Raw genomic sequence first — 23,398 nt, 5'->3', positions numbered from 1 at the left:
GGATGACGGCAGCGCCGACGGCGACAGCGACGGGGAGCCTGCGAAGCGGCCGCAAAAGAATGCCGCGCGGTACGGCTCGGCTGCTGCAGCGGATACACGAGTACCCTGTCGCCGGCTCTACCGGATTGATGCCGTCATGGAGCAACTCGACATCTCGCGCGCGACGCTCTATCGGCTAGTTAAGTGTGGCAAGCTAAGCCTCGTTAAAATTGGCCCGCACGGAAGCCGAATCGTCGGGGAAAGCATCAACGACTTCATTGCGAATCAAATGAAGCCGCAACACCACGACAAGCATTCGACAAATGGGTAGCTAGATGGGTAGCTAGACCGGAAAAAACCGCCACCAACAGGCCGAAACCCCCACCATATAAGCAAGAGATTTTTTCGTGAAAATTGCCACCTGGAACGTCAACTCCCTCAAAGTCCGTCAGCAGCATGTCATCGACTGGCTGGCGACGAGTGGCGTCGACGTGCTGTGCCTGCAGGAACTCAAACTCACCGACGACAAATTCCCCGTCGCTGAACTCGCAGCGGTCGGCTACAAAAGCTGGTTCGCCGGCCAGAAGACCTACAACGGCGTCGGCATTCTGGTACGCGATAGCCTGAGCGTCGACGAAACCACCATCGTGCGCAACATCCCCGCGTTCGAGGATCCGCAGCAACGCGTGATCGCCGCGACCGTCGAAGGCGTGCGGATCATCTCGGCCTATTTCCCTAACGGCCAGGCACCAGGCACCGAAAAGTTCGCCTACAAGATGCGCTGGCTCGAGGCGCTGCGGGACTGGATCGAGGGCGAGATGAAGACGTATCCGCAACTCGCGCTGCTGGGCGACTACAACATCGCGCCGGAAGATCGGGACGTCCACGATCCAAAAGCATGGGAAGGCCAGAACCTCGTCTCGCCGGAAGAACGCGCGCATTTCGTGCAGTTGGTAGAACTCGGTCTCACCGATACCTTCCGCAAGTTCGAGCAGCCCGAGAAGCTTTACACGTGGTGGGATTACCGGATGCTCGGATTTCGCCGCAACGCGGGGATGCGCATCGATCACATTCTAGTGACCGCCGAACTCGCCGCACGCTGCACGGCGTGCGAAGTGGACAAGGTGCCGCGAAAGTGGGAACAACCGTCGGACCACGCGCCGGTGATCGCGACGCTTAGCTGAATGGACGATGGTTTTAGAGACAGAGCGTGAGCGCAAAAAGCCGCGCCAAGCGCGTAGGCGACAGGTCGTCGCGTTGGGAGCATGTGTCGGTGGCTAAACCGAACACGTGCACGCTTAAGGCTCATTGCTAACGCATGCGCTTAATCAACCCGCGCAGAACGCGGCGAGGCGTCGCCGGGCGCGCCCCGCCGCGAATATCGCGATCAAGCGTCCAGATGCAACTCCTGGATCTTGCGCGTGATCGTATTCCGCCCGATGCCCAGCCGCTCAGCCGCCTCGACTTTCCGGCCGCGCGTAAAGTCGAGTGCCTCACGGATCACCGCAGCTTCAAACCGGCGCGCGAGTTCGTCCATGACATCGGCGGTATTCTCGCGCAGCAGTCTTGCGACCTCGGTGCGCAACCCGTTTTCCCACACGCTGGCGGGAATGCCGGCAGGCGGTGCGCCGAGCGAAGCCGGCAGACCGCCGACACCGCCCGACAGGGTCGCGTTCGGCCCACCCCCCATTTCCGCCACTGACGCTGTCAGCGCCGTGCTCTCACCGGCATATTCCTGGGTCGGCGTGAGATCGGGCGGCAAATCCTTTTGTTCGATCGTCTGCGCCGGCGCCATCACGGTCAGCCAGTTACACAGGTTTTCCAGTTGCCGGACGTTGCCGGGAAACGGCAGCGACGCCAAAAACCCCAGCGCATCTTCCGATACCCTTTTCGGCTCGACACCCAGATCACGCGCGCTTTTCTGCAGGAAATGCCGCGTCAGCAGCGGAATGTCTTCACTGCGCTCGCGCAAGGCGGGTAGACGCAAGCGAATCACGTTCAGCCGGTGATACAAGTCCTCGCGAAACAGGCCTTGCCGCACGCGCGATTCGAGATTCTGATGGGTCGCGGCAATCACGCGGACGTTCGCCTTCAACGGGTTATGCCCGCCCACGCGATAAAACTGCCCATCGGATAACACACGCAGCAAACGCGTCTGCAGATCGAACGGCATATCGCCGATTTCATCGAGGAACAGCGTGCCGTTTTCCGCCTGCTCGAAACGCCCCTGACGCATGGCCTGCGCACCGGTGAACGCGCCGCGTTCGTGGCCGAACAACTCGGACTCGAGCAGGTCCTTCGGGATCGCGGCGGTGTTCAACGCGATGAACGGCCCGTTCGCGCGCGGGCTATGGCGGTGCAACGCGCGTGCGACAAGCTCCTTTCCGGTGCCTGATTCGCCCGTGATGAGCACGGTGGCCGCGGAGTGCGACAGACGGCCGATGGCGCGGAACATGTCCTGCATCGCGGGCGCCTGGCCGAGCATCTCGGGCGCTTCGGTGAGACTGTTGTCGTAGGCCGCTTCGCCGCGCATGCTTTCATCGACGGCGCGCCGGATCAGCTCCACCGCCTTGTCGACATCGAACGGTTTCGCCAGATATTCGAACGCACCACCCTGGAACGCGGCGACGGCGCTGTCGAGATCGGAGAACGCCGTCATGATGATGACCGGCAAACCGGGCAGCTTGTCGCGCACGGTCTGCAACAATTCAAGGCCCGAACCACCCGGCATGCGGATGTCGGACACGAGTACTTGCGGACTTTCCTGTTCAAGCGCCGTCAGCGCGTCGCGGACGCCGGAAAAACTGCGCGTGGCGAAGTTCTCTCTTGCGAGCGCTTTTTCGAGCACCCAGCGGATGGATTGGTCGTCGTCTACTATCCAGATCGGCTTCATATAGTTCGGCGAGATGTCTTCGTGTGGTTCGGTATAAGCCCGTCGAAACGGTCAGGCGCACTAGCGCTTTTCAAAATGTCGATGAACCCTCGTAATCGATCCTTGACTCCATGCTTCGGTGCTTCGTCCTTCATCTGAGCCCGCTCACCCTTCGAACGGCAACAAGATGGTGAACTCGGTGCAACCCGGTTTGCTTTCCACTTCGATCAGACCATCGTGCTGCTGCACGAAAGTCTGCGCGAGCGTGAGGCCCAGTCCGCTACCGTCTTCTCGCCCGGACACGAGCGGATAAAAGATCCGGTCGCGTATTTCTTCCGGGATGCCGGGACCGTTGTCAGTGATATGCAAGTCCAGTGCCAGTTTGTGTAAGCGTTTGCCAATCGTCACTTTGCGAGCGATGCGCGTACGCAATTCAATACGCGCATCGCCTTGCGAAATACGTTCGCGCAGCGCTTCCGCCGCGTTGCGCACAATGTTCAGCAGCGCCTGGATAAGCTGTTCCTTGTCGCCTCGCAAATCGGGCACGCTTACGTCGTAGTCACGCTCGAGCGTGAGGCCACGCGGAAATTCCGCGAGGATCACGGCGCGCACGCGCTCGCAGACTTCGTGAATATTCACATCGCCGACAATATGCGGATGCCGGTGCGGCTCAAGCAACCGGTCGACCAGTGTTTGCAGCCGATCCGATTCCTTGATGATCACCTGCGTGTATTCGCGCAATTCGTCGCGCTCACGCGCGCCCAGCTCGAACTCCAGCAGTTGCGCGGCGCCTCGAATGCCGCCGAGCGGATTCTTGATTTCATGCGCGAGATTGCGAATCAGTTGCTTGTTGACCGCAGTCAGATCGTGAATACGCTCTTCGCGGTCGGTCTTCAGATGCCGCTCGTTCTCGAACAGTTCGAGCAGCACGTAATTCGGTGCGACTTCCAGGTACGCGACAATCGCATGAACGTGCAGCGGCTCGCGACCGGGACGGTCGAGCACGGCGTCAAGATGCGTCGCGTTAAAACGATGATCAGCAATCGACGCAATGGTCGTGACCAGTTCGTCCGCATTGGCGAACAGTTCGGGCCACGCGGTTTGAGCCAACTGCTTGCGCGAGCGCTCGAGCATGGCTTCCGCCGACGGATTCGCAAACGCGATCTTGAGGGTCAGCTTGTCCAGCACGAGCACGACTGTGGGCAGCGCTTCCATGCCCGGCAGTAAATGAGTAGCGACGAGCGCTGCGTCGTCGGACAACGAGTTGTCGGGAGGACTCTTTCTCGCCTTGATGAGATTCTTGAGAACCATCGTGCAGTGAGACCCCGTCTTGAAACTTGTCAGGAGAAGCGCCGGCGATTAAAAAAGGGACGGCACGCCGTCCCTTTTTCGTCCATTCGACACTTCTGCTTCGCGTCACACGACGCGCTTCTCCGGGATACGGCAACCAGGGAAGCGCGCACGCCATGTAAGACGCTTACAGCGAGTAGTACATTTCGAACTCGATCGGATGCACAGCCTGGCGATAGCGCTGCAATTCGGTCGTCTTCAGTTCGATATACGCGTCGAGCATCGAGTCCGTGAACACGCCGCCAACCGTCAGGAACTCACGGTCAGCGTCGAGCGCGTCGAGCGCTTGGTCCAGACCGGAACACACGGTCGGGATCTTTGCATCTTCTTCCGGCGGCAGGTCGTACAGGTTCTTGTCCGCTGCTTCGCCCGGGTGGATCTTGTTTTGCACGCCATCGAGACCCGCCATCATCAGCGCCGAGAAGCACAGGTACGGGTTCGCCATCGGATCCGGGAAACGCGTTTCGATGCGGCGGCCCTTCGGGTTCGACACGTGCGGAATGCGAATCGAAGCCGAACGGTTCTTCGCCGAGTAGGCGAGCTTCACCGGTGCTTCGAAGTGCGGCACGAGACGCTTGTACGAGTTCGTCGACGGGTTCGTGATCGCGTTCAGCGCGCGAGCATGCTTGATGATGCCGCCGATGTAGAACAGCGCGAATTCCGACAGGCCCGCATAACCGTCACCGGCGAACAGGTTCTTGCCGTCCTTCCAGATCGACTGGTGAACGTGCATGCCCGAGCCGTTGTCGCCAACGATAGGCTTCGGCATGAACGTCGCCGTCTTGCCGTACGTGTGCGCCACGTTCTGGACGATGTACTTCAGTTGTTGCGTCCAGTCAGCACGCTGAACCAGCGTCGAGAACTTGGTGCCGATTTCGTTTTGGCCCTGGCCCGCCACTTCATGGTGGTGCACTTCGACCGGAATGCCGATCTGCTCGAGCAACAGGCACATTTCCGAACGGATGTCCTGGAACGTGTCAACCGGTGAAACCGGGAAATAACCGCCCTTCGTGCCCGGACGGTGACCCGTATTGCCGCCTTCGAATTCCATCGACGACGACCACGGTGCTTCTTCCGACCCAACCTTAACGAAGCAGCCCGACTGGTCCGCACTCCAGCGCACCGAGTCGAAAATGAAGAATTCCGGCTCCGGGCCGAAGAAAGCGGCGTCGCCCAGACCCGAGCTCTTCAGGTAGGCTTCAGCGCGCTTTGCCAGCGAGCGCGGATCGCGCTCGTAACCCTTGCCGTCCGACGGTTCCACGACGTCGCACGACATCACGAGCGTTGACTCTTCATAGAACGGGTCGATAAACGCGGTGTCTGCGTCCGGAATCAGCAGCATGTCCGACGCTTCGATCCCCTTCCATCCGGCGATAGACGAACCGTCGAAAGCGTGGCCGCTTTCAAATTTGTCTTCGTCGAATGCCGAGACCGGCACCGAAACGTGTTGCTCTTTACCGCGCGTGTCGGTGAAACGGAAGTCGACAAACTTGACGTCCTCGTCCTTGACGAGTTGCATGACGTCGGCCACGGATTTGCTCATTACCTATCTCCTGATTAACAAAATCGACGAACACCCATTCGCCGCCTAACCGATTCCAAACTATCGGCAGAGTCAAAAGCAGCTTCCATGCCAAGTGCACCAATGTTGCGCTAAGCGATTGAAGCTGCGCGCTTTTTCGGGGAAGCACCATCACCCTTCAAGGGGCTTACTCGATCAAAGTCGTGTTGCAATGCACATTTGCGGTGCATGCGATTGTGAGACCTATAACGTTAGCACTGATTCAGGGCAATTTAAACGCTTCGCACCAGCCCGATGCGTTCCCCCACCTCAAGCGATCGAGCACGATCGGAGCGCTATCGGCACGCTAGAATGCCTGATTAAAATGTCCGATTGGAGACCCGTCCATGAGCACGCTCGAGCAGCTGTACGCCCAGGCCACACATCGCGCCGATCAAAACCAATTGCCTTACGCGGGTGCCATTCTCCCCGCCGAGGCCTTCGAGCTTCTGCAGCTCGACCCCTCCGTTCGTCTGGTCGACGTGCGCACGCGCGCCGAGCTCGACTGGGTGGGCCGCCCTGCCATCGATACCGCACAGTACTCGCACATCGAGTGGATTCATTATCCGGGCTCGGTTCCGAACACAGCATTTATCCAGCAGTTGCACGAAGTGGCCGCACCCGACACACCTGTCCTGTTTCTCTGCCGCAGCGCTGCACGCTCGAAACTCGCAGCCGTCCTGGCCCAGAAAGAAGGTTTCACAAAGGCCTTCGACCTGCTCGAAGGCTTCGAGGGCGACAAAGACGGGCAGGGTCACCGCAAAACGATTTCGGGATGGTGCTTCCGCGGTCTGCCCTGGATCGGCGCGTAAAACCCGTAAAACCTTTAGCACAACGGCCGACCTCGTAGCGGCGTCTAAACCGCTGCGCCCGGCTCGACCTCGACCATCTCACCTCCGAGCGCCGCCACGCCCTCGCGCAGCCTCGCGAACGCAGCATTCGCCGCTTCCGGCTCGCCTTTGACGCCCAGATCGATATGAGCGCGCTCAAACACCGGCCCGCGCGCCGCGTCGCCGACGCTTGGCAGGCTGAAGACACGCACCCCGGTGAAGTCGCGTTCGATCGCCTCCATCAGCGGCGTGATACGCGATTCCGGCAGCCCGAAGACCAACACCGACCGCTCGACATAAGGCGTCGCGTGATGCAGGTGCGTGTATTTCGTGTCCAGCACCCATTCGATCATCGGCCATGCCATAACGGGGAAGCCGGGCACAAAATGGACGTTCCCAACCGAAAAGCCGGGAATCCGGTTGTAGCTGTTCGGAATGATGCTCGCACCCTTCGGGAACGTGCCCATGTTCAGCCGATGCAGGTTTTCCGGCAATTCCAGATCGACCGGCTTGTCGCCCGCCGTTTCCCGGATCCGCGCCCGGATTAGTTCGGCGGCTTCCGGATGCAGTTCGAGCGACACGCCGAGCGCCGCGGCGGCACACTGCCGCGTGTGATCGTCGGGCGTTGCGCCAATGCCGCCCGTCGAAAACACGATGTCGCCGGACGCAAAACTCCGTTTGAGCGTGGCGGTAATGCGTTCCCGGTCGTCTCCTATATATTCCGCCCAGTCGAGCGACAACCCCCGCGCCGACAACAATTCGATAACTTTCGGCAGATGCTTGTCGGTCCTGCGACCGGATAAAATCTCATCGCCAATGATGACCATGCCAAAGCCCATGAATGCTCCCTGATCTTGAAATTAGCCGGAAATTCGAAATTCGGGCGGCGCGCCGGGACTGCCCAGCGGCGGCGCAGCAGCAGCCGTTTCCACGCGCAGGCGCTCGAGCGCGTGCAAGCAGTAATGTGCGAACCAAAGCGCCGAGAAAACGAGAATGAACGCATAGATCCAGATGGTCACGGCCGCGATGACGGGAAACAACGGCAGCAACCAGACCGACCACGCCCAGAGCATGGTCGGCAAGGACCCGAGCAGCCCGCTGATCACACCGATACCCAGGAGAGGCCAGCGCGCACGCCGCACGATAGCTCGCCGCTCCTCCGCGCTTGCGTGCAACGCAAGCGCGTCATACGTCATCACGCGATAAGTCAGCCAGCCCCACAACAGAGGCGGAATGATTGCGAAAAATGGCGGAATCAGCCACAACGGTAACGTCACAACCAATAGCACCAGGCAAACGAGCGTCGTGACGACTGAATGCCCGAGACTCCCGTACCAGGAGCCGCCGCGCCGCATTTCGAGCGCCGCGTACTGGCGCCGCGTGAGCAGCTTGAGCACAGACGGCATGGAAAGCGTCGCGATGAGCAACAAAATAGTCACGACGATCAACGGAATCGCCATGATCACGATGAAAAACGGCGCAATCACCGCATGCAGCGCCGAGAACCCGATGGAATCGAAGAGCCGGTACATTGTCGACGTGAACGCCCAGCCGTCGAGCCAGTCACGCGCGGCGCCCGTCAGCGTCTGCCAGAAGAACCACAGGACAGCGCCCCAGACGGCGGTTGCCACGGCAAATGGCATGAACGTCAGCCACAGCATTCTCGGGTGAAAAGCGTTCGCGAGCGCGCGCACGAACGAACGCAGCAAGTCATTCATGCAGGGATCGTTTGAAGGGCAAAGAAGACAGGATAAACCAGAGAGCGTTTGCCGCGCTGCTCGTCCGGATGGCTAACGCTGCAGGCCAAAACAGGAGCGCCGGCGGGAGGCCGGCGACAGGCTCTGAGGCGTTGCATTGCGGTACGTTGCGTTGCGGTACGTTACGGACGCGTCAGACCCAGACCGCAGATCAGACAGCGGCCGCGTCCGAATCTGAACCCGGAGCGCGGGTTGCCCGATTCGACGCAATGCGCGCCCCGATGCGTTTAAACGCAAGCCAGTGCTGCTCGATAAAACCATCGCCGTAATTGCGGCCCGGCGCGCCGTTCACCACGAGCTGATCGCGAATGCCAGTGGGTTCGAGTTCGCGATTCCACGACACACTCCTGAAAAGCATGTCCCACCACGGCAGCAGCACGCCGAAATTGCATCCGTAAGCGGTGCCTTCGTGACCATAGCCGACCGCATGATGCCGCCGGTGGAACGTCGGGCTGACGAGCAAACGCTCGCCGAGCCAGCCGTAATGCAACCGGATATTGGCGTGTTGAAGGCTTTGCATCAGATTGGTGAGCGCCACGAGCACCACGAACTGCGATGGTTGCACGCCGATCACCAGCGCCACGGTGGCGAAGAATCCAGCCTGCAAAATGTCGTCGAGCAAGTGGTTACGATCGTCGGACCACAGCGACATCTTTTGCTGGCTGTGGTGAACCGCGTGCAGCTCCCACCAGATACCGATCCGGTGCTCCATCCGGTGATACCAATAGCCGGCGAAATCGAGCACCACCAGATAGATGGCGAACGCGACGAGCGGCTGGGAAGTCACACCCGGCCAAAGGTTGTCGAGATCGATGTTGGCGATGTTGTGCAGACGCAACCAGCTTTGAAAGCTGTCGAAGAAAGGCTGGAAGGTGAAGAAAAAGAACAGGTTCAGGATCCCGAGCTTGACGATCCATGTGTAAAGCGCATCCACGCGCACGCCCTTGCGATCCGGCCACTTCTCGGCAGGCCGCAACGCTTCGAGCGGACGCAGGATGGCGTACATGGCGAGCACCTCCAGCACACCCACGATCACCCAATACAACGCGTTGTATGTGTCCTCGTCGTAACCCATCAAGTCGACGTTGAACAGCAACGGCTGCACCACGTCGATATAAAGCCACGTCTGTATGGTCGAGACGAGGCTGTCGAAAAGGGAGAAGATCGAATGAAACATGGTGCTCCGCTACAGGTGCTGCTTACTGGTCAATCCGTGGGTCAGTTCGTGGGTCAATTCGTGATTCACGCGCAGGGAGAGATTTGCCCCTCCCCGGCCCTTCACGCACACCCTACCCGCCATTCGGCCCGGTCACTGGCGCGCGGTCGAAAAAGTAGATCCCGTGCGGTGACCGGCCAACAGCGATTGTCTGAATCAGCTTGCGATTGGTCATATCAATGATGCCGATATGCTTCGCGAACCGGAACGTTACCCAGAGATAGCGCTTGTCGGCGGAAAGTTCCATGTCGTCGGGTCCGGGCATCAGACCGGTAATGTCGCCCACGTTCGTCAGCGCATCTTCATCGATGATGCTGATCGTGCTCGCCACCCGGTTTGAAACAACCACATGCTTGCCGTCCGCGAGCGAGCGGAAATTGTGCGCGCCGTTGCCTGTCTTGATCGTCTTGACGATCTTCTGCGTCTGCCAGTCGACAACCGCTACGTAATCGGCGCCAGTCATGCCGACCAGCAGGTATTTGTCGCCGGGTGTCATCCAGAGGCCCGCCGGCACCTTTCCGACCTTCATCTTCCACTTGACCGTCTGGGTCGCCAGGTCGATTGCCGCAACTTCGCCTGAAACCTGCAGCGAAATAAATGCGGTCTTGCTGTCGTTCGTGAACGCGATATGGCTGGGCATGACCGCCAGCGGCAAACGCTTCGCAATCGAAATGTTCGCGCCGTCGTAGCGATAAATATCCACGCGGTCGAGCCGCAGGCCGGTGGAGACGAACCACTTTTTGTCCGGCGAGAACCCAACCTGATACGGATCCTCGATGTTCTCCACCCAGCGCTGCGGCTTGCCCGTCTTCGGGTCGACGAACATCAGGTTGTTCGACACCGAATTGGCCACGATCAGCGACGCGTTGTCAGGCGTCGCCATCAAATGGTGCGGCTCCTTGCCCGTCGGGACGGTGGAAACGACCTGATGAGTCGTCTGGTCGATAAGGCTCAGCGTGGCCTCACCGGAATTCAACACGATGACGTTGTTGGCGCGCGCAGGCGCGGACAAGGACAAGGCGGCGACAATCATTGCAGCGCCAGCAGCGGACGCGCGAACGAGACAGATGGGGAAAGAGTTACGCATGAAAGCTCAGGTCAGAAAACAGCGGCCATTGTAGAACGTTTGCGCCCTTCCAAGGGTTGATCCAGAAGGGGTTTTCCGCGTTTTTTGGCATCTGCGGCGCAAATGCGACGGCGCCCGCCCTGAAGCGTTGCCCTGCAAAAGTGGCGCACAGCGGCCAAGAACGAACGGAGCGCAATCGATGATGTCGTTCCCGGCCGATCGTCTCGCGCCAAATGACGCGACAAAAATTTCACTTATTTGGCTATTAGTTTGCAATCCGAATTTTCAATCGATAAACACAATCACTTTTAGGAAGGATCGTATATCTCGCCGACTCGATAAACGGGATCATCCCGAGCTTCCGAGTCCGAAGCGTATCAATGCAGGAAGGCTGTCCGACGCCCGAGCGGGCCAGAATCTACGAGGCGGGAGATGCTCGTTTGGAAAATGGCAAAAATACCAGGTGGCTCAGGCAGACACTCAAACAAATGTCATGGTTGCCACGCCGCTGAGTCTCGAAGCGGTCGAACCCTCGGACAACGCGAAAAAGTAACGAAGCAAGGTCGCAAAGCGCGGTATGCGCGAGCCTCGTCCATCCGACCAGTCTCTCGCATACCCCTACTTTTACCGCTGCATCGATTCCCACACCTTGTACAAACGCTTGACCGATATCGGCATGGGCGTACGAAGTTCCTGCGCGAACAGCGACACGCGCAGTTCTTCCAGCAGCCACCGGTATTCGCTCAATCGCGCATCCGCCACCCCGCCGCGTTGCGCAATCGCCCGCTGATAGTTTTGCAGCAGTGGCGCCATCTCCGCTGACAACCGCGCGTCTCTCAGCGCATCGGCTTTCAGCTTTTCGATACGTAAGGCCATCGCGTTCAGGTACCGCGGAAAGTGCGATAGCTGCGTGTACGGCGTATCGATAACAAAACGCTTGCCAATCAACGCATTCAACTGCGCGACCATGTCCGTGTATGGCGCGCCAAACGACTTGACCTGCGTCAGCTTCTTCGATACCGACGCGTACTCCGACAGGATCTGCCCCGCCAGGCGCGCAATCTCCTGCGCGAGCAAGGTCAGCCGGCTCTTGCCCTGATCACGTCGCGCATGGAAATCACCATCGTTATCGGGCAGCGGATCTTGCAGGCACGCACGATCCAATGCCGTTTCGATAATCTGACTCGCCAATTCCTCCTGCGTGCCCAGCGCCATGTATTGCAACGACATCTCGCGCAAACCGCCCAGATTGCGCTCGAGATACCGAATCGGCTCGCGCAACTGCAGCGCAAACAATCGACGCAAGCCCGCCCGATGAATGCGCGCGGCTTCCTCCGGCGAATCGAACACTTCGACGTCGCAATGCGTGACACGATCAACGAGCGCCGGATAGCCGAAAAGCGTCTGGCCGCGCCGCCGAATCTCCAGCAGCTCGGGCAGCTTGCCAAAGTCCCACGTGGTCAGGTTCTCGTACAACGCGGTGCTGGAACTGGACCCGGAAGAATCGGATGCCGAAGCGGCTCGCGTGATGGGTGTCGCCACGTCGTTGTCGCCCTCCAAAGTCGCACCCGCCGCCAGCTTCTGAAAATGCTGCTGCGCTTGTCCACCGAGTTCAGTTCGCAGCTGCGCCAGATTGCGGCCCATTGCGAGCTGCCGGCCGTGTTCATCGATGACCTTGAAGTTCATGAACAAATGCGCCGGCAACGTTTCGAGCTTGAAGTCCGACGGTTTCATCGCGATCTGCGTTTGCTCGCGAATATCAGCGATCAACGCTTCGAGCAAACCGCCCGCGCCGAACGTCTTGCCGCTGTGCCGCTCGACCACGCCAGCCGAGAACTCCGGCAAGGGCACAAGATGCCGCCGCAATTTCTGAGGCAGCGACTTCAGCAGCAACTGTATCTTTTCCTTCAACATGCCGCGAACGAGCCACTCGGAGCGGCGTGCATCGACTTGATTCAGGCCAAATAGCGGCACGGTCAGCGTCACGCCGTCGCGTGGAGAGCCCGGCTCGAAGTGATAGGTCAGCGTCATTTCGATGCCGGCCATCGTCATCCGTTTCGGAAACAGATCGGTCGTGACGCCCGCCGCTTCGTGACGCATCAAGTCGTCGCGCGATAGGAACAAGAGACGCGACGCGCTGTCCTTCTTCTCCTCATCCCGATACCAGCGCTCGAACGCCGCGCCGGAATAGATGCCCTTCGGCACGAGCGAATCGTAGAAAGCGAAAATCAGTTCATCGTCGACGAGCACATCCTGGCGACGCGACTTGTGTTCCAACTGTTCGATATCCGCCAGCAGCTTGCGGTTGTGCGCGAAAAACGGCAACTTCGTCTCGAATTCGCCGTCGACCAGCGCACCGCGAATAAACAACTCACGTGCGCGCGCCGGATCCTGCTTGCCAAAACTCACCCGTCGCCGCGCATAGACCGTCAGGCCATGCAGCGTCGCGCGCTCGAAAGCTGCGACCTGCGCGGCCTTCTTTTCCCAATGGGGTTCCGAGATCGTTTTGCGCAGCAAATGCGCGCCGACTTGCTCAAGCCATTCCGGTTCGATTTTGGCGATACATCGCGCATATAACCGGCTCGTTTCGACAAGCTCACCCGCCATTACCCAGCGGCCGGCTTTCTTCAACAGCGCCGAACCCGGCCACAGATAAAACTTGATACCGCGCGCGCCGAGGTAATACGGCTCGTCGTCGGCTTTCAAGCCCACGTTGCCAAGCAAACCCGTCAGCAAAGCGAGATGAATCTGCTCGAATGTGGCTTCGGATTCGTTCAGGCGCCAGCCATGTTCACGCACCACAGTCAGTAATTGCGAATGCACATCGCGCCATTCACGCAGACGCACGTGATTCAAGAAATTCGCGCGGCAGGCGTCGGTGAGCTGCTTGTTCGACTTCTTGTGCGCGATGGCGTCCTCGAACCAGGTCCACATCCGCGTCCATTGAAGAAACTCGGAACGCTCATCGGCGAATTTCTTGTGCGCCTGGTCGGCCTGCTCCTGCGCCTCGATCGGCCGGTCGCGCGGGTCCTGAACCGACAACGCGCTCGCGATGATCAACACTTCGCGTAACGACTGATGGTCGCGCGCGGCAAGAATCATCCGGCCAACGCGCGGGTCGAGCGGCAAACGCGCCAGCTCGCGGCCGAGCGGCGTAAGGGCGTTATCGTCATCGACAGCGCCGAGCTCGTTCAAAAGCTGATAACCGTCGGCGATCGCGCGGCCCGGCGGCGGTTCGAGGAACGGAAATGTCTCGATGGCCGTCAGGTGCAGCGACTTCATCCGCAAGATCACCGACGCAAGCGAGGACCGCAAGATTTCCGGATCGGTGAAACGCGTTCGAAGGTTGTAGTCGTCTTCTTCATAGAGACGAATACACACGCCGTCCGCCACCCGCCCGCAACGGCCTGCGCGCTGATTCGCCGAACTTTGCGAAATCGGCTCGATCTGCAACTGCTCGACTTTGTTGCGATACGAATAGCGTTTGACGCGGGCAAGCCCGGTATCGACGACATAACGAATCCCCGGCACCGTCAGCGACGTTTCCGCGACGTTCGTCGCCAGCACGATCCGGCGCGTGTTCGATGTGCGGAACACGCGCTCTTGCTCAGCGGCCGAAAGGCGCGCGAACAGCGGCAGGATTTCCGTGTGCGGTGGATGGTGCTTGCGCAACGCTTCGGCGGCGTCGCGGATTTCGCGCTCGCCGGGGAGGAACACGAGGACGTCGCCTGGGCCTTCGCGGCAGAGTTCATCGACGGCGTCCACGATCGCTTCCATCAAGTCGCGATCGTTTTCGCGCTGGGTCTTTGGACGATCCGGACGGTCTTTTTGCGACGTTCCCGACGTCGTTCCCTGCGCGGCTTTCACCGCCGGACTATCTTCTTCGACCGGCCGATACCGCACCTCAACGGGATACAACCGCCCGCTCACTTCAATGACCGGCGCGGGTTTTTCATCGCTGCCGAAATGACGCGCGAAACGGTCAGCATCGATCGTCGCCGATGTCACGATCACCTTCAAATCCGGCCGCCGCGGCAGGATTTCGCGCAGATAACCGAGCAGGAAATCAATGTTCAGGCTGCGCTCGTGCGCTTCGTCGATGATGATCGTGTCGTACGCGGCGAGCATCGGGTCGGTTTGCGTTTCAGCGAGCAAAATGCCGTCGGTCATCAGTTTCACCGACGCGCCGGGCGACAGGTTATCCGTGAAGCGAACCTTGTAGCCGACCACCTCACCGAACGGCGTGCCGAGCTCTTCCGCGATCCGCCGTCCTGTCGCTGATGCTGCAATCCGCCGCGGTTGCGTATGGCCGATCAGCCCGGTGCCGCCCGCACCGAGGCCGCGCCCGAGCGCGAGACAAATCTTTGGCAGTTGCGTCGTCTTGCCGGAACCCGTTTCACCGCTGACGATCACCACTTGGTTCGCCTGGATCGCGGCAGCAATTTCGTCGCGTCGGGCGGAAACCGGCAGCGCTTCAGGGAAACGGATTGGCGGAATGGGGTTCGGTTCGACGACGCGGCGCGGGCGTGGGGTGTCACGTTGTTGAGCACGCGCGTCGGGGCGTGTAGCGTTGGGTTGCGGACGAGCGGCTTGCCCGGCGGCGTCAGGTTGCGAGCGAGCGGCAGCTTGCGCGGCGTCAGCTTGGGGACGCGCGGCAAGTCGCTTAGGATCGCGTTCTGGCCGGCTGCGCTGTGGCACGTTTTCCGGTGTGCGTCCGTCTTCCCGCTCGCGAGTGTCGCCCGCGCCCGGTTTCTGATCGCTTTGATTGTTCGCAGAGTGCACATGGGCGACAACCAACGGCTGCACGATATCGGTGCGCTCACCAATGCGGGGTTCCTGCGTACGTTGAACATGTGCGCCCGGTGCAGGACGCTCACCTCCGATGTGTTGTTGTACAGACGCATCGGCTGGCTGATGAATGCGAGGTTTCCGCTGATCGCTTCGCGCCCGGGTATCTGAAGCCGACCGTTCGGCCGTCTTTTTCGCCGAACCACCGGCGGACACACGTTCGTCCCGCGCCGTCGTTGGCGTCGTTGGCGTCTTCACCGCATCGGTTCGTTTTATCGCCGCGGCGCCATCCTCGGTACCGACATGCGCAGTCGCGCTTTCACCACGCCGCTCGGAGGTGGCAGCGCGAGCCGGAGAACTGGAGGGGGTTATCTTGCCGGACGACACAGACAACGACGCTAGCGCCGACAGCGACGATAACGAAACCGCGCTGCCGCGGTCGTCTTTGCGCGCCGAACCTTGCCGTGAGGGCGAAGACGCGGAGGCAGACGTAGAACCGGACGAATCTTTCGATTCACTGCGTGAAAAAGAAGAAGCAGGCGAAACCCCTGCCCCCTTCTGAACACTTTTTTTCGATGCTTGCTGACCAGCAACCGAACCCGCAGCGGAACCGGAAGCCGCACCGCCCGCTGCTGCCCCCGACACCCCCGCAAATCGCCGCGCAGCCGCTTCCTTCTTGCGATTCGAGGCGCTTTCAGCACCGCCTCCGGCATCATCTTCGCCATCGCTTTCGCGCGCCGCTGCATCGCGCAGCAGCGCTTCACGCAGCTTTTTCAACTGCTCCTGGGGATCAAGCTTGTCCGCATCGGCGGGACGTTTGGAAACATTCGGCATAGCACGGCATTATAATCCCGGCATGAATTCTCAAACCGACCTCCCCGCCGCGCCTCCGCCGGTTACGACCGAGCCCGAAGCGCCTGATGACCACGCCCAGTTCGTCGACTGGATGCGCTCGGTCGCCCCCTATATCCACGCGTTCCGCAACAAGACCTTCGTGGTCGCGTTCGGCGGCGAGCTGGTGCAGGAAGGACGTCTGAATGCACTCGTCCAGGACGTCGGGCTGCTGCACGCCATGGGTATCCACGTCGTGCTCGTGCACGGTTCGCGCCCCCAGGTGGAAGAGCAGTTGAACCTGCACGGCGTGGAATCGGAGTTTTCGCACGGCTTGCGCATCACCGACGCCCGTGCGCTCGAATCCGCGAAGGAAGCCGCCGGCGAAGTGCGCCTCGACATCGAAGCGGCGATCAGCCAGGGCTTGCCGAACACGCCGATGGCGCATGCGCACATCAGCGTGGTATCGGGCAATTTTGTGACAGCGCGGCCGGTCGGCATCCTGGATGGCGTCGATTTCCAGCACACCGGCGTGGTGCGCAAGATTGACGGCGATTCCATTCGCCATTCGCTTACCAGCAGCAAGCTCGTGCTGCTCTCACCACTTGGGTTTTCGCCGACAGGCGAGGCGTTCAATTTGTCGATGGAAGATGTGGCGTCGGCAGCGGCGATTGCACTGCGCGCCGACAAGATCATTTTCCTCACTGAAACCCCAGGCCTCGTCGATGAAAACGGCGAGCTGGTGCGCGAAATGTCGCTGGACGATGCCTACAGGCTGCACGAAAGCGGTGAACTGCAAGGCGACGCCGCGTTTTACCTGAAGCACACCATTCGCGCCTGCCGCGGCGGCGTGGCGCGGGCGCACATCATTCCCTACGCGCTCGACGGCAGCATCCTGCTGGAATTGTTCCTGCACGACGGCGTGGGCACGATGATCTCGTACGAGAACCTCGAAAGCCTGCGCGAAGCGACGCCGGATGACGTCGGCGGTATCTTGACGCTGATCGAGCCGCTGGAAATGGACGGCACGCTCGTGCGGCGCGGCCGGCACCAGATAGAACGCGATATCGACCATTTTTCGGTCATCGAGCACGATGGCGTGCTGTTCGGTTGCGTAGCGCTATATCCGTACACGCAGGAACGCATCGGCGAAATGGCTTGCCTGACGGTCTCGCCCGAAGCGCAAGGTTCCGGCGACGGCGAACGTTTGTTGAAGCGCGTCGAGCAGCGTGCGCGCGCTCGGGGCCTCACGCATATCTTCGTGCTGACCACGCGGACCGAACACTGGTTTCTCAAGCGCGGCTTCGTGAAGGTGACCGTCGACGATTTGCCGGAAGACCGCCGCCGGCTCTATAACTGGCAACGCAAATCGCTTGTGCTGATGAAGCAGCTTTAATCACTCTATTTGGAGACGTCCGCGGGGCTCAGGCGCCAATTAATGCGCCGCCCGACACGAGGCGTCCAGCTACCCCGCTACAGGAGAATGACAGATGGCTCGAATGGTTCAATGCGCGAAGCTCGGCAAGGAAGCCGAAGGACTCGACTTTCCGCCGCTGCCGGGCGAACTCGGCAAGCGGATTTATGAAACGATATCGAAGGAAGCGTGGCAAGGCTGGCTCAAGCAGCAAACCATGCTGATCAACGAAAATCGTCTCAACATGGCTGATCCGCGCGCGCGTCAGTACCTCTTGAAGCAGACGGAGAAGTACTTCTTCGGCGAAGGCGCCGATACCGCCCAAGGCTACGTGCCGCCGACGCAGAGCTAGTCGAACCACGCCGTTTCGGTCGAGCTTCGGTCGAGCTTCGGTCGAGCTTCGGTCGATAAAAAGCCGGTCTTTCGAGGCCGGCTTTTTCATTTCCGAGACCGGGACCCAAAGCCCCCGCAGCCCACCGGTTTGCGCATCGTCTGGCATCGTGCTAACATCTCCTTCTTTCCAACTGCAATTCAAAGTCAATTTCTTAGCAATGACGCGCCTGAAGCATTCTTTCAAGCGCTAATTCGAGATATCGGCGAGTGTTGTGGAGGCTTCCCCGGGTCTGGATTTTCCCGTGGACAAAGTTGATCTCAAGCCTCTTCAATCGTGACGCAGCAGGCAGCAAGACAACAGCGCCCTTGGCGCCCCCGTTGTCAAATTTCGCCGCGTCCAGCCATCAATCCCCGTAGTACCCGTGTAGTTATCCGCGTAGTACCCACGAAGTGCCATTTCGCGACCATCGCCGCGAGGCATCGGCATTGTCCAACGCACCATCGACGCGTCTCCCATGCGTCCGGCGCGCGGGCAACGACTTTCAGCAGCTTTCAGTCGCTCTCGCACTGGAATTCGCCAACTCGCCTCGTCGCGAAACTGCACTTTCCCGGCAACGTGCGCCCGGCGCACGCCGAACCGTCCCATGGGCGGCTCGGCAACAAACCTGGAGCTTTTTCTTCATGGCAACACCGAACGACGGCCTCTGGCGACAACCCCAACCCGAAAAAGACCTGTCGCTCGACGACATTACCATCGTCGATAAATCGCTGCTCAAGCGCGCAGTCGGCGCGATGGCAATCGGCAACGCGATGGAATGGTTCGATTTCGGCGTCTACAGCTATATCGCGGTGACGCTCGGCAAAGTATTCTTCCCGTCGAGCAACCCAGGCGCGCAATTGATCGCAACGTTCGGCACTTTCGCCGCGGCGTTTCTCGTGCGTCCGCTAGGCGGCATGGTGTTTGGACCAATGGGGGATCGCATCGGCCGCAAGCGCGTGCTCGCGATGACGATGATCATGATGGCCGTCGGCACGTTTTGTATCGGCTTGATTCCGGCGTATGGAAGCATCGGCATTTTTGCGCCGATCCTGCTGCTCGTCGCGCGTTTGGTGCAGGGCTTTTCGACAGGTGGCGAGTATGGCGGCGCAGCGACGTTCATCGCGGAATTCGCGACGGACAAGAAGCGCGGTTTCATGGGCAGTTTTCTCGAGTTCGGCACGCTCGTGGGGTATGTGCTCGGCGCAGGATGCGTGGCGGTGTTGACCGCGACGATGTCCGAGCAATCGCTGCTCTCCTGGGGATGGCGTATTCCTTTCCTGATCGCGGGACCGCTCGGGTTGATCGGCTTGTATATCCGGCTGAAGCTGGAAGAGACCCCTGCCTTCCAGCGTGAAGCCGACAAGCGCGAGAGCGAAGCGCACAGCACGCCCAAAGACCAATTCCGCGATATGTTGGTCAAGCAGTGGAAACCCATGCTGCAATGCGTCGGGCTCGTGCTGATTTTCAACGTGACCGATTACATGGCGCTGTCTTATCTGCCGAGTTATCTCTCCGCCACGCTGAAATTCAACGAAACGCACGGGCTCTTCATCGTGCTGGTCGTGATGGTGCTGATGATGCCGATGACACTGGGTGCCGGCCATCTGTCGGACAAGGTCGGGCGCAAGCCGGTGATGCTGTTTGGATGCGTCGGTTTGCTGCTGTTGTCGATACCCGCGCTGACGCTGATCCGCATGGGCACCGTGCTGCCCGTCTTCAGCGGCATGCTGATTCTCGGCGTGTTGCTGTCGTGTTTCACCGGCGCGATGCCGTCGGCGTTGCCCGCGCTCTTCCCCACCAAGATCCGCTATGGCGCGCTTGCGATTGGCTTCAACGTGTCGGTTTCGCTGTTCGGCGGCACGACGCCGCTGGTGACGGCGTGGCTGGTTTCATCGACGGGTAATCTGATGATGCCCGCCTATTACCTGATGGGGGCATCGGTGATCGGAATTGTCTCGGTGCTCGCACTTCATGAGACCGCCAGGAAGCCGCTGAAGGGATCGCCGCCGTGTGTGGGTTCGCGCTCGGAAGCACATGCCGTGATGCGCGGTGTGCGGCAAGCTGCCGAAATGGATGACCGAGTGCCGGAGGCGACAGCCCACGCGTGACGCTGGGCAAAGATGAACGATAGTTAAACAACAAAGAGGCCGTTCCAAGTCACGTGGAACGGCCTCTTTGCCTTTCGGTCGCGGTCCAGCCAAGCGCTAACGCTGCGTTCACTCATGCGTTCACTCAACCAGCCGCACGATCTCGACCTGCACCTCGCCCTTCTCAATCAGCATGATGCCAAGCGTCACCGGCAACTTGAATCGACGCGGCCCGGCGCTTCCCGGGTTCACGAAAAGCGTCGCGCCGCGGCGCTCGACTAATGGCTTGTGCGAATGCCCGGTGACCACCACGTCGATACCGTCGAGCTGCTTTGGAACATCCGCGATATCGTGAACGACGTGAATCGCCGTATCGCCGATGCGAAATGTCCGCGCTTCCGGCAAATCGTCGATCCGCGCGCCCGAATCGTTATTGCCGCGGATCGCGGTGACGGGCGCGAGTTCGTTGAGGGTATCGAGGACAGCGGGATTACAGATATCGCCGGCGTGAATGATGTGCTCGCAGCCGCGCAACGCATCGAGCGCTTCGGGACGCACGAGGTTGTGGGTATCGGAGATGATGCCAATGCGGATCACAGAGGACATAGGCTTCGCTCGCAGAACTTTATGGCCCGAGCGTAGCACTGTTCATGCCGATGAAATCAGCGCGCGAAGGTCATTGCTCTTCCGTCAGCAGGACTTTTTCCACGCGCCGGTCAGGCACGAGCCACACGACTGCCACGATCGTGTATAAGGCCGCGGCAACCCACGGTTCCCAGAACGATGCGGCGATTGCGACCAGATACAGCACCACCGAAATCTTGCCCTTGAGATCCGAGCCGATCGCGCGTTCGAGCATCGAGTTGGCTCCGTGCAGGCCGATCAACGCGCGCGTGAGGATGTACCACGCAACCGCCGTCATGCAGAGATCGAAGCCATAGAGCGCAGTGGGCCATGATGCGAGGTGGCTCTCACCCATCCAGTTGGTGGTGAACGGAAACAGCGACAGCCAGAACAGCACATGGAGGTTCGCCCACAGCACGCTGCCGTTGACACGCTTGGCCACGTGCATCAGGTGATGGTGGTTGTTCCAGTAGATGCCGACATACACGAAGCTCAGCACGTAGGCGCAGAACACGGGAGCGAGCGCGCCGAGCGCCGCCAGATCGGCGCCGTGCGGCACCTTGAGTTCGAGCACCATGATCGTGATGATGATGGCGATCACGCCATCGCTGAATGCCTCGATCCGGTTCGTGCCCATCTTCTTCCTTTCTCGTGCTTCGTGGTTTTGCCGCCGGGGTCCATCGTCCGGCGCGCAGGTGCTGGCCTCTGAGGTTGAGGAAAGCGTGTCCGCGTGAGGTGGCTTCCCGGATGCGGCCGCACCCCGGCCGCGCGCAGCAAATTATGCGTGAGCGGCCCGGCGTTGTCGATTTAGCGTGAAAGTGCCCGGCGGATTTGGGCGAGCGATGAAAACCAACCCCGAAGAAACCGGATGCACGACGCTAGCGCCTGTCTGGATTGGCCCCTCAGCCGTCCGATGGTAGAATCGCGTCCGCCTGGCGGGGTGATGAAATTGGTAAACATAGCGGACTTAAAATCCGCCGCCTAACGGCTTGCCGGTTCAAGTCCGGTCCCCGCTACCATGCGTCAGATTCAACGAACGTTTCCGGATCAAAGGGGCGTTTGGCTGCCGCGCGCAGATCAACGCGATGATCACTGTATATTCATACAGCAACGTATCGACGCCATTGCGCGCCTTCCCGGATTTCATTCGCCTCGGTTGAAAGAAACGAGAAGCCGTGGACACACTTTATCGATGCGAAACCGCTAGTCACCTGTCTTCGCTTAACCGACTGAAGTAGACTGCGCGTCCTACCTAGCGCGAGCCATCATGAAACATCGAACCTTTTATGCGGTGGCCGCTGCTGCCGTTCTTACCTGCACCGCGGGTTGCACCACGGCGTATCGCAACGGCCAGGAATGCAAGGCCAAGATGGTCGAGACCTATCCGGCCTCGAAGCCCAAGCTGAGTTACGACCCGCCCCGGGTCGCTTATGAAGGCACGCGCGTCGTGGTCGAGGGAAGCTACACCAAAAAAATCCCGCCGGCGGGTGTGACCCCCATCAAGACGACGTCGCAGACGGTGCCGGCAGCGGTCGAATGTACGTTCGCCGGCGACACGCTCAAGACGTTCCAGTGGCTGACACCGGCTGACCTCGCAGAAAAATACCCGCTGAAACCGGGCACCGACGACACGGAGTAAGTGCATCGTCAACCAGCGTGGGAACGTGGTCCGGTTGGCTCGCCTATGAAAGCCTGGGTTCGTTCGTGCAAAGGCGGACACTGGACACGCCAGCAAACCCCGATCGTCTTTAGTATCATCAGCGGCTCGCTTCATGCCTTGAATCATCGAGCCCCGCCATGTCCGCTGCCGCCACCGATTCCGATTCCGATTCCGGTCCCCACGCCCCGCATCATCCGCACTATTCGCGCGCCACCTTGCTCGTACTGGCGACGATCGCAGGCGTATCGGTGGCGAATATCTATACGAATCAGCCGCTGCTCGCGGCATTTCGCGCGTCGTTTCCAGAAAGCGCGGGGCTGATCGGCGCAGTGCCGGCCGTCACGCAACTCGGCTACGCGATCGGCATGTTATTGCTGGCGCCGCTCGGCGATCGCTTCGACCGCCGCTTGATCATTCTTCTGCAACTGGCCGCGCTCGGCATCGCGCTGGTCGGGGCAACGGCGGCGCCCACGCTCGGCGTGCTGATCGCCGCGAGCCTCGCGCTCGGCATTGTGGCAACCATTGCCCAGCAAGCGGTGCCGTTCGCCGCCGAACTCGCGCCGCCTGCACAACGCGGTCATGCGGTCGGCACGGTGATGAGCGGCCTGCTGATCGGCATCCTGCTCGCACGCACGGTCTCGGGTTTCGTCGCGGAATACTTCGGGTGGCGAGCCGTATATGGCGCTTCGGTCGCGGCGACAATCGGGCTCGCCGTACTCGTGGTGATGCGCCTGCCGCGCAGCAAACCGACATCCACGCTGCCTTACGGCAAGCTGCTCGCATCGATGTGGCATCTTGTGGTCGAGACGCCGGCGCTGCGCGAAGCATCGATGACAGGCGGCGCCTTGTTCGCGGCGTTCAGCATCTTCTGGTCTGTGCTCACGCTGTTACTCGCCGGCGAGCCGTTCCATCTCGGTCCTCAAGCCGCCGGCCTGTTCGGCATCGTCGGTGCAGCGGGCGCGCTGGCCGCGCCGCTAGCGGGCAAGTCGG

18 protein-coding genes and 1 tRNA gene are annotated in these 23,398 nt (G+C 60.4%); 9 read left to right on the top strand and 10 right to left on the bottom strand.

The window, feature by feature from the left end; translation table 11 throughout:
• Together EOS_RS48385 and xth are read left to right on the top strand one after the other, a co-directional pair.
• Positions 1–310: helix-turn-helix transcriptional regulator (locus EOS_RS48385; protein ID WP_047896395.1), on the top strand; the 310-nt coding region annotated here is incomplete at its 5' end.
• 76 nt (positions 311–386) lie between these two features.
• On the top strand, positions 387–1,163 hold the full coding sequence (xth, locus tag EOS_RS32900) for an exodeoxyribonuclease III (RefSeq protein ID WP_047896394.1): 777 nt from the start codon (positions 387–389) through the stop codon (positions 1,161–1,163).
• 203 nt (positions 1,164–1,366) lie between these two features.
• Here xth and ntrC read toward each other — a convergent pair whose 3' ends face one another.
• From ntrC to glnA, 3 genes are all read right to left on the bottom strand, one after another.
• Positions 1,367–2,872 (bottom strand): nitrogen regulation protein NR(I), encoded by a 1,506-nt coding sequence (gene ntrC, locus EOS_RS32895; RefSeq protein ID WP_047896393.1) that lies wholly within the window; start codon positions 2,870–2,872, stop codon positions 1,367–1,369.
• Between the two features lie 144 nt (positions 2,873–3,016).
• Positions 3,017–4,162: a nitrogen regulation protein NR(II) gene (glnL, locus tag EOS_RS32890; protein ID WP_047896392.1), complete on the bottom strand. Its 1,146-nt coding sequence runs from the start codon at positions 4,160–4,162 to the stop codon at positions 3,017–3,019.
• A 166-nt stretch (positions 4,163–4,328) separates the two neighbouring features.
• Positions 4,329–5,744: a type I glutamate--ammonia ligase gene (gene glnA, locus EOS_RS32885; protein ID WP_047896391.1), complete on the bottom strand. Its 1,416-nt coding sequence runs from the start codon at positions 5,742–5,744 to the stop codon at positions 4,329–4,331.
• Between the two features lie 365 nt (positions 5,745–6,109).
• Here glnA and EOS_RS32880 point away from each other — a divergent pair, with 365 nt between their 5' ends.
• Positions 6,110–6,574, top strand: coding sequence for a rhodanese-like domain-containing protein (locus EOS_RS32880; protein WP_047896390.1), 465 nt, complete (start codon positions 6,110–6,112; stop codon positions 6,572–6,574).
• A 44-nt stretch (positions 6,575–6,618) separates the two neighbouring features.
• On the opposite strand, the gene EOS_RS32875 is transcribed toward EOS_RS32880, so the two are convergent.
• From EOS_RS32875 to hrpA, 5 genes are all read right to left on the bottom strand, one after another.
• On the bottom strand, positions 6,619–7,431 hold the full coding sequence (locus tag EOS_RS32875) for a competence/damage-inducible protein A (RefSeq protein ID WP_047896389.1): 813 nt from the start codon (positions 7,429–7,431) through the stop codon (positions 6,619–6,621).
• A 21-nt stretch (positions 7,432–7,452) separates the two neighbouring features.
• The gene (locus EOS_RS32870) at positions 7,453–8,310 is read right to left on the bottom strand and encodes an EI24 domain-containing protein (RefSeq protein ID WP_047896388.1); all 858 of its coding nucleotides are present in this window, start codon (positions 8,308–8,310) and stop codon (positions 7,453–7,455) included.
• Between the two features lie 190 nt (positions 8,311–8,500).
• On the bottom strand, positions 8,501–9,526 hold the full coding sequence (locus EOS_RS32865; RefSeq protein WP_047896387.1) for a sterol desaturase family protein: 1,026 nt from the start codon (positions 9,524–9,526) through the stop codon (positions 8,501–8,503).
• Positions 9,527–9,638: 112 nt separating this feature from the next.
• Positions 9,639–10,652 carry a YVTN family beta-propeller repeat protein gene (locus EOS_RS32860; RefSeq protein WP_047896386.1) on the bottom strand — a complete coding sequence of 338 codons (1,014 nt, stop codon included), beginning with the start codon at positions 10,650–10,652 and terminating at the stop codon, positions 9,639–9,641.
• 603 nt (positions 10,653–11,255) lie between these two features.
• A complete protein-coding gene (gene hrpA, locus EOS_RS32855) occupies positions 11,256–16,253 on the bottom strand; it encodes an ATP-dependent RNA helicase HrpA (RefSeq protein WP_235443035.1) in 4,998 nt (1,665 codons plus the stop codon).
• Between the two features lie 22 nt (positions 16,254–16,275).
• On the opposite strand from hrpA, the gene argA reads away from it, so the two are divergent.
• From argA to proP, 3 genes are all read left to right on the top strand, one after another.
• A complete protein-coding gene (gene argA, locus EOS_RS32850) occupies positions 16,276–17,646 on the top strand; it encodes an amino-acid N-acetyltransferase (protein ID WP_047896385.1) in 1,371 nt (456 codons plus the stop codon).
• 94 nt (positions 17,647–17,740) lie between these two features.
• Positions 17,741–18,016 carry an oxidative damage protection protein gene (locus EOS_RS32845; RefSeq protein WP_047896384.1) on the top strand — a complete coding sequence of 92 codons (276 nt, stop codon included), beginning with the start codon at positions 17,741–17,743 and terminating at the stop codon, positions 18,014–18,016.
• A 662-nt stretch (positions 18,017–18,678) separates the two neighbouring features.
• Positions 18,679–20,145: a glycine betaine/L-proline transporter ProP gene (gene proP, locus EOS_RS32840; RefSeq protein WP_047896383.1), complete on the top strand. Its 1,467-nt coding sequence runs from the start codon at positions 18,679–18,681 to the stop codon at positions 20,143–20,145.
• Between the two features lie 120 nt (positions 20,146–20,265).
• Here the strand turns inward: proP and EOS_RS32835 are convergent, their stop codons facing one another.
• Entirely contained in the window at positions 20,266–20,730 is a 465-nt protein-coding gene (locus EOS_RS32835; RefSeq protein ID WP_047896382.1) for a metallophosphoesterase family protein, read from the bottom strand.
• 70 nt (positions 20,731–20,800) lie between these two features.
• Positions 20,801–21,385 (bottom strand): TMEM175 family protein, encoded by a 585-nt coding sequence (locus tag EOS_RS32830; protein ID WP_047896381.1) that lies wholly within the window; start codon positions 21,383–21,385, stop codon positions 20,801–20,803.
• A gap of 297 nt (positions 21,386–21,682) precedes the next feature.
• Here EOS_RS32830 and EOS_RS32825 point away from each other — a divergent pair.
• From EOS_RS32825 to EOS_RS32815, 3 genes are all read left to right on the top strand, one after another.
• Positions 21,683–21,767 (top strand) — tRNA-Leu (locus EOS_RS32825).
• Positions 21,768–22,015: 248 nt separating this feature from the next.
• Complete coding sequence (locus EOS_RS32820; RefSeq protein WP_047896380.1) at positions 22,016–22,387, top strand: hypothetical protein; 372 nt, start codon at positions 22,016–22,018, stop codon at positions 22,385–22,387.
• 158 nt (positions 22,388–22,545) lie between these two features.
• On the top strand, positions 22,546–23,398 hold an 853-nt coding region (locus EOS_RS32815; protein ID WP_047896379.1), incomplete at its 3' end, for an MFS transporter.

Source organism: Caballeronia mineralivorans PML1(12) (genome assembly GCF_001028175.1).
Lineage (GTDB): Bacteria > Pseudomonadota > Gammaproteobacteria > Burkholderiales > Burkholderiaceae > Caballeronia > Caballeronia mineralivorans.
The sequence above is the reverse complement of the archived record's forward strand: the minus strand, read 5'-3'. Positions and strand labels throughout refer to the sequence as shown.

Excerpts from the sequence above, each read along its gene's own strand:
- ntrC (WP_047896393.1), bottom strand. The coding sequence starts at position 2,872 with ATGAAGCCGATCTGGATAGTAGACGACGACCAATCCATCCGCTGGGTG.
- glnL (WP_047896392.1), bottom strand. The coding sequence starts at position 4,162 with ATGGTTCTCAAGAATCTCATCAAGGCGAGAAAGAGTCCTCCCGACAAC.
- glnA (WP_047896391.1), bottom strand. The coding sequence starts at position 5,744 with ATGAGCAAATCCGTGGCCGACGTCATGCAACTCGTCAAGGACGAGGAC.
- EOS_RS32880 (WP_047896390.1), top strand. The coding sequence starts at position 6,110 with ATGAGCACGCTCGAGCAGCTGTACGCCCAGGCCACACATCGCGCCGAT.
- EOS_RS32875 (WP_047896389.1), bottom strand. The coding sequence starts at position 7,431 with ATGGGCTTTGGCATGGTCATCATTGGCGATGAGATTTTATCCGGTCGC.
- EOS_RS32870 (WP_047896388.1), bottom strand. The coding sequence starts at position 8,310 with ATGAATGACTTGCTGCGTTCGTTCGTGCGCGCGCTCGCGAACGCTTTT.
- EOS_RS32865 (WP_047896387.1), bottom strand. The coding sequence starts at position 9,526 with ATGTTTCATTCGATCTTCTCCCTTTTCGACAGCCTCGTCTCGACCATA.
- EOS_RS32860 (WP_047896386.1), bottom strand. The coding sequence starts at position 10,652 with ATGCGTAACTCTTTCCCCATCTGTCTCGTTCGCGCGTCCGCTGCTGGC.
- hrpA (WP_235443035.1), bottom strand. The coding sequence starts at position 16,253 with ATGCCGAATGTTTCCAAACGTCCCGCCGATGCGGACAAGCTTGATCCC.
- argA (WP_047896385.1), top strand. The coding sequence starts at position 16,276 with ATGAATTCTCAAACCGACCTCCCCGCCGCGCCTCCGCCGGTTACGACC.
- EOS_RS32845 (WP_047896384.1), top strand. The coding sequence starts at position 17,741 with ATGGCTCGAATGGTTCAATGCGCGAAGCTCGGCAAGGAAGCCGAAGGA.
- proP (WP_047896383.1), top strand. The coding sequence starts at position 18,679 with ATGGCAACACCGAACGACGGCCTCTGGCGACAACCCCAACCCGAAAAA.
- EOS_RS32835 (WP_047896382.1), bottom strand. The coding sequence starts at position 20,730 with ATGTCCTCTGTGATCCGCATTGGCATCATCTCCGATACCCACAACCTC.
- EOS_RS32830 (WP_047896381.1), bottom strand. The coding sequence starts at position 21,385 with ATGGGCACGAACCGGATCGAGGCATTCAGCGATGGCGTGATCGCCATC.
- EOS_RS32820 (WP_047896380.1), top strand. The coding sequence starts at position 22,016 with ATGAAACATCGAACCTTTTATGCGGTGGCCGCTGCTGCCGTTCTTACC.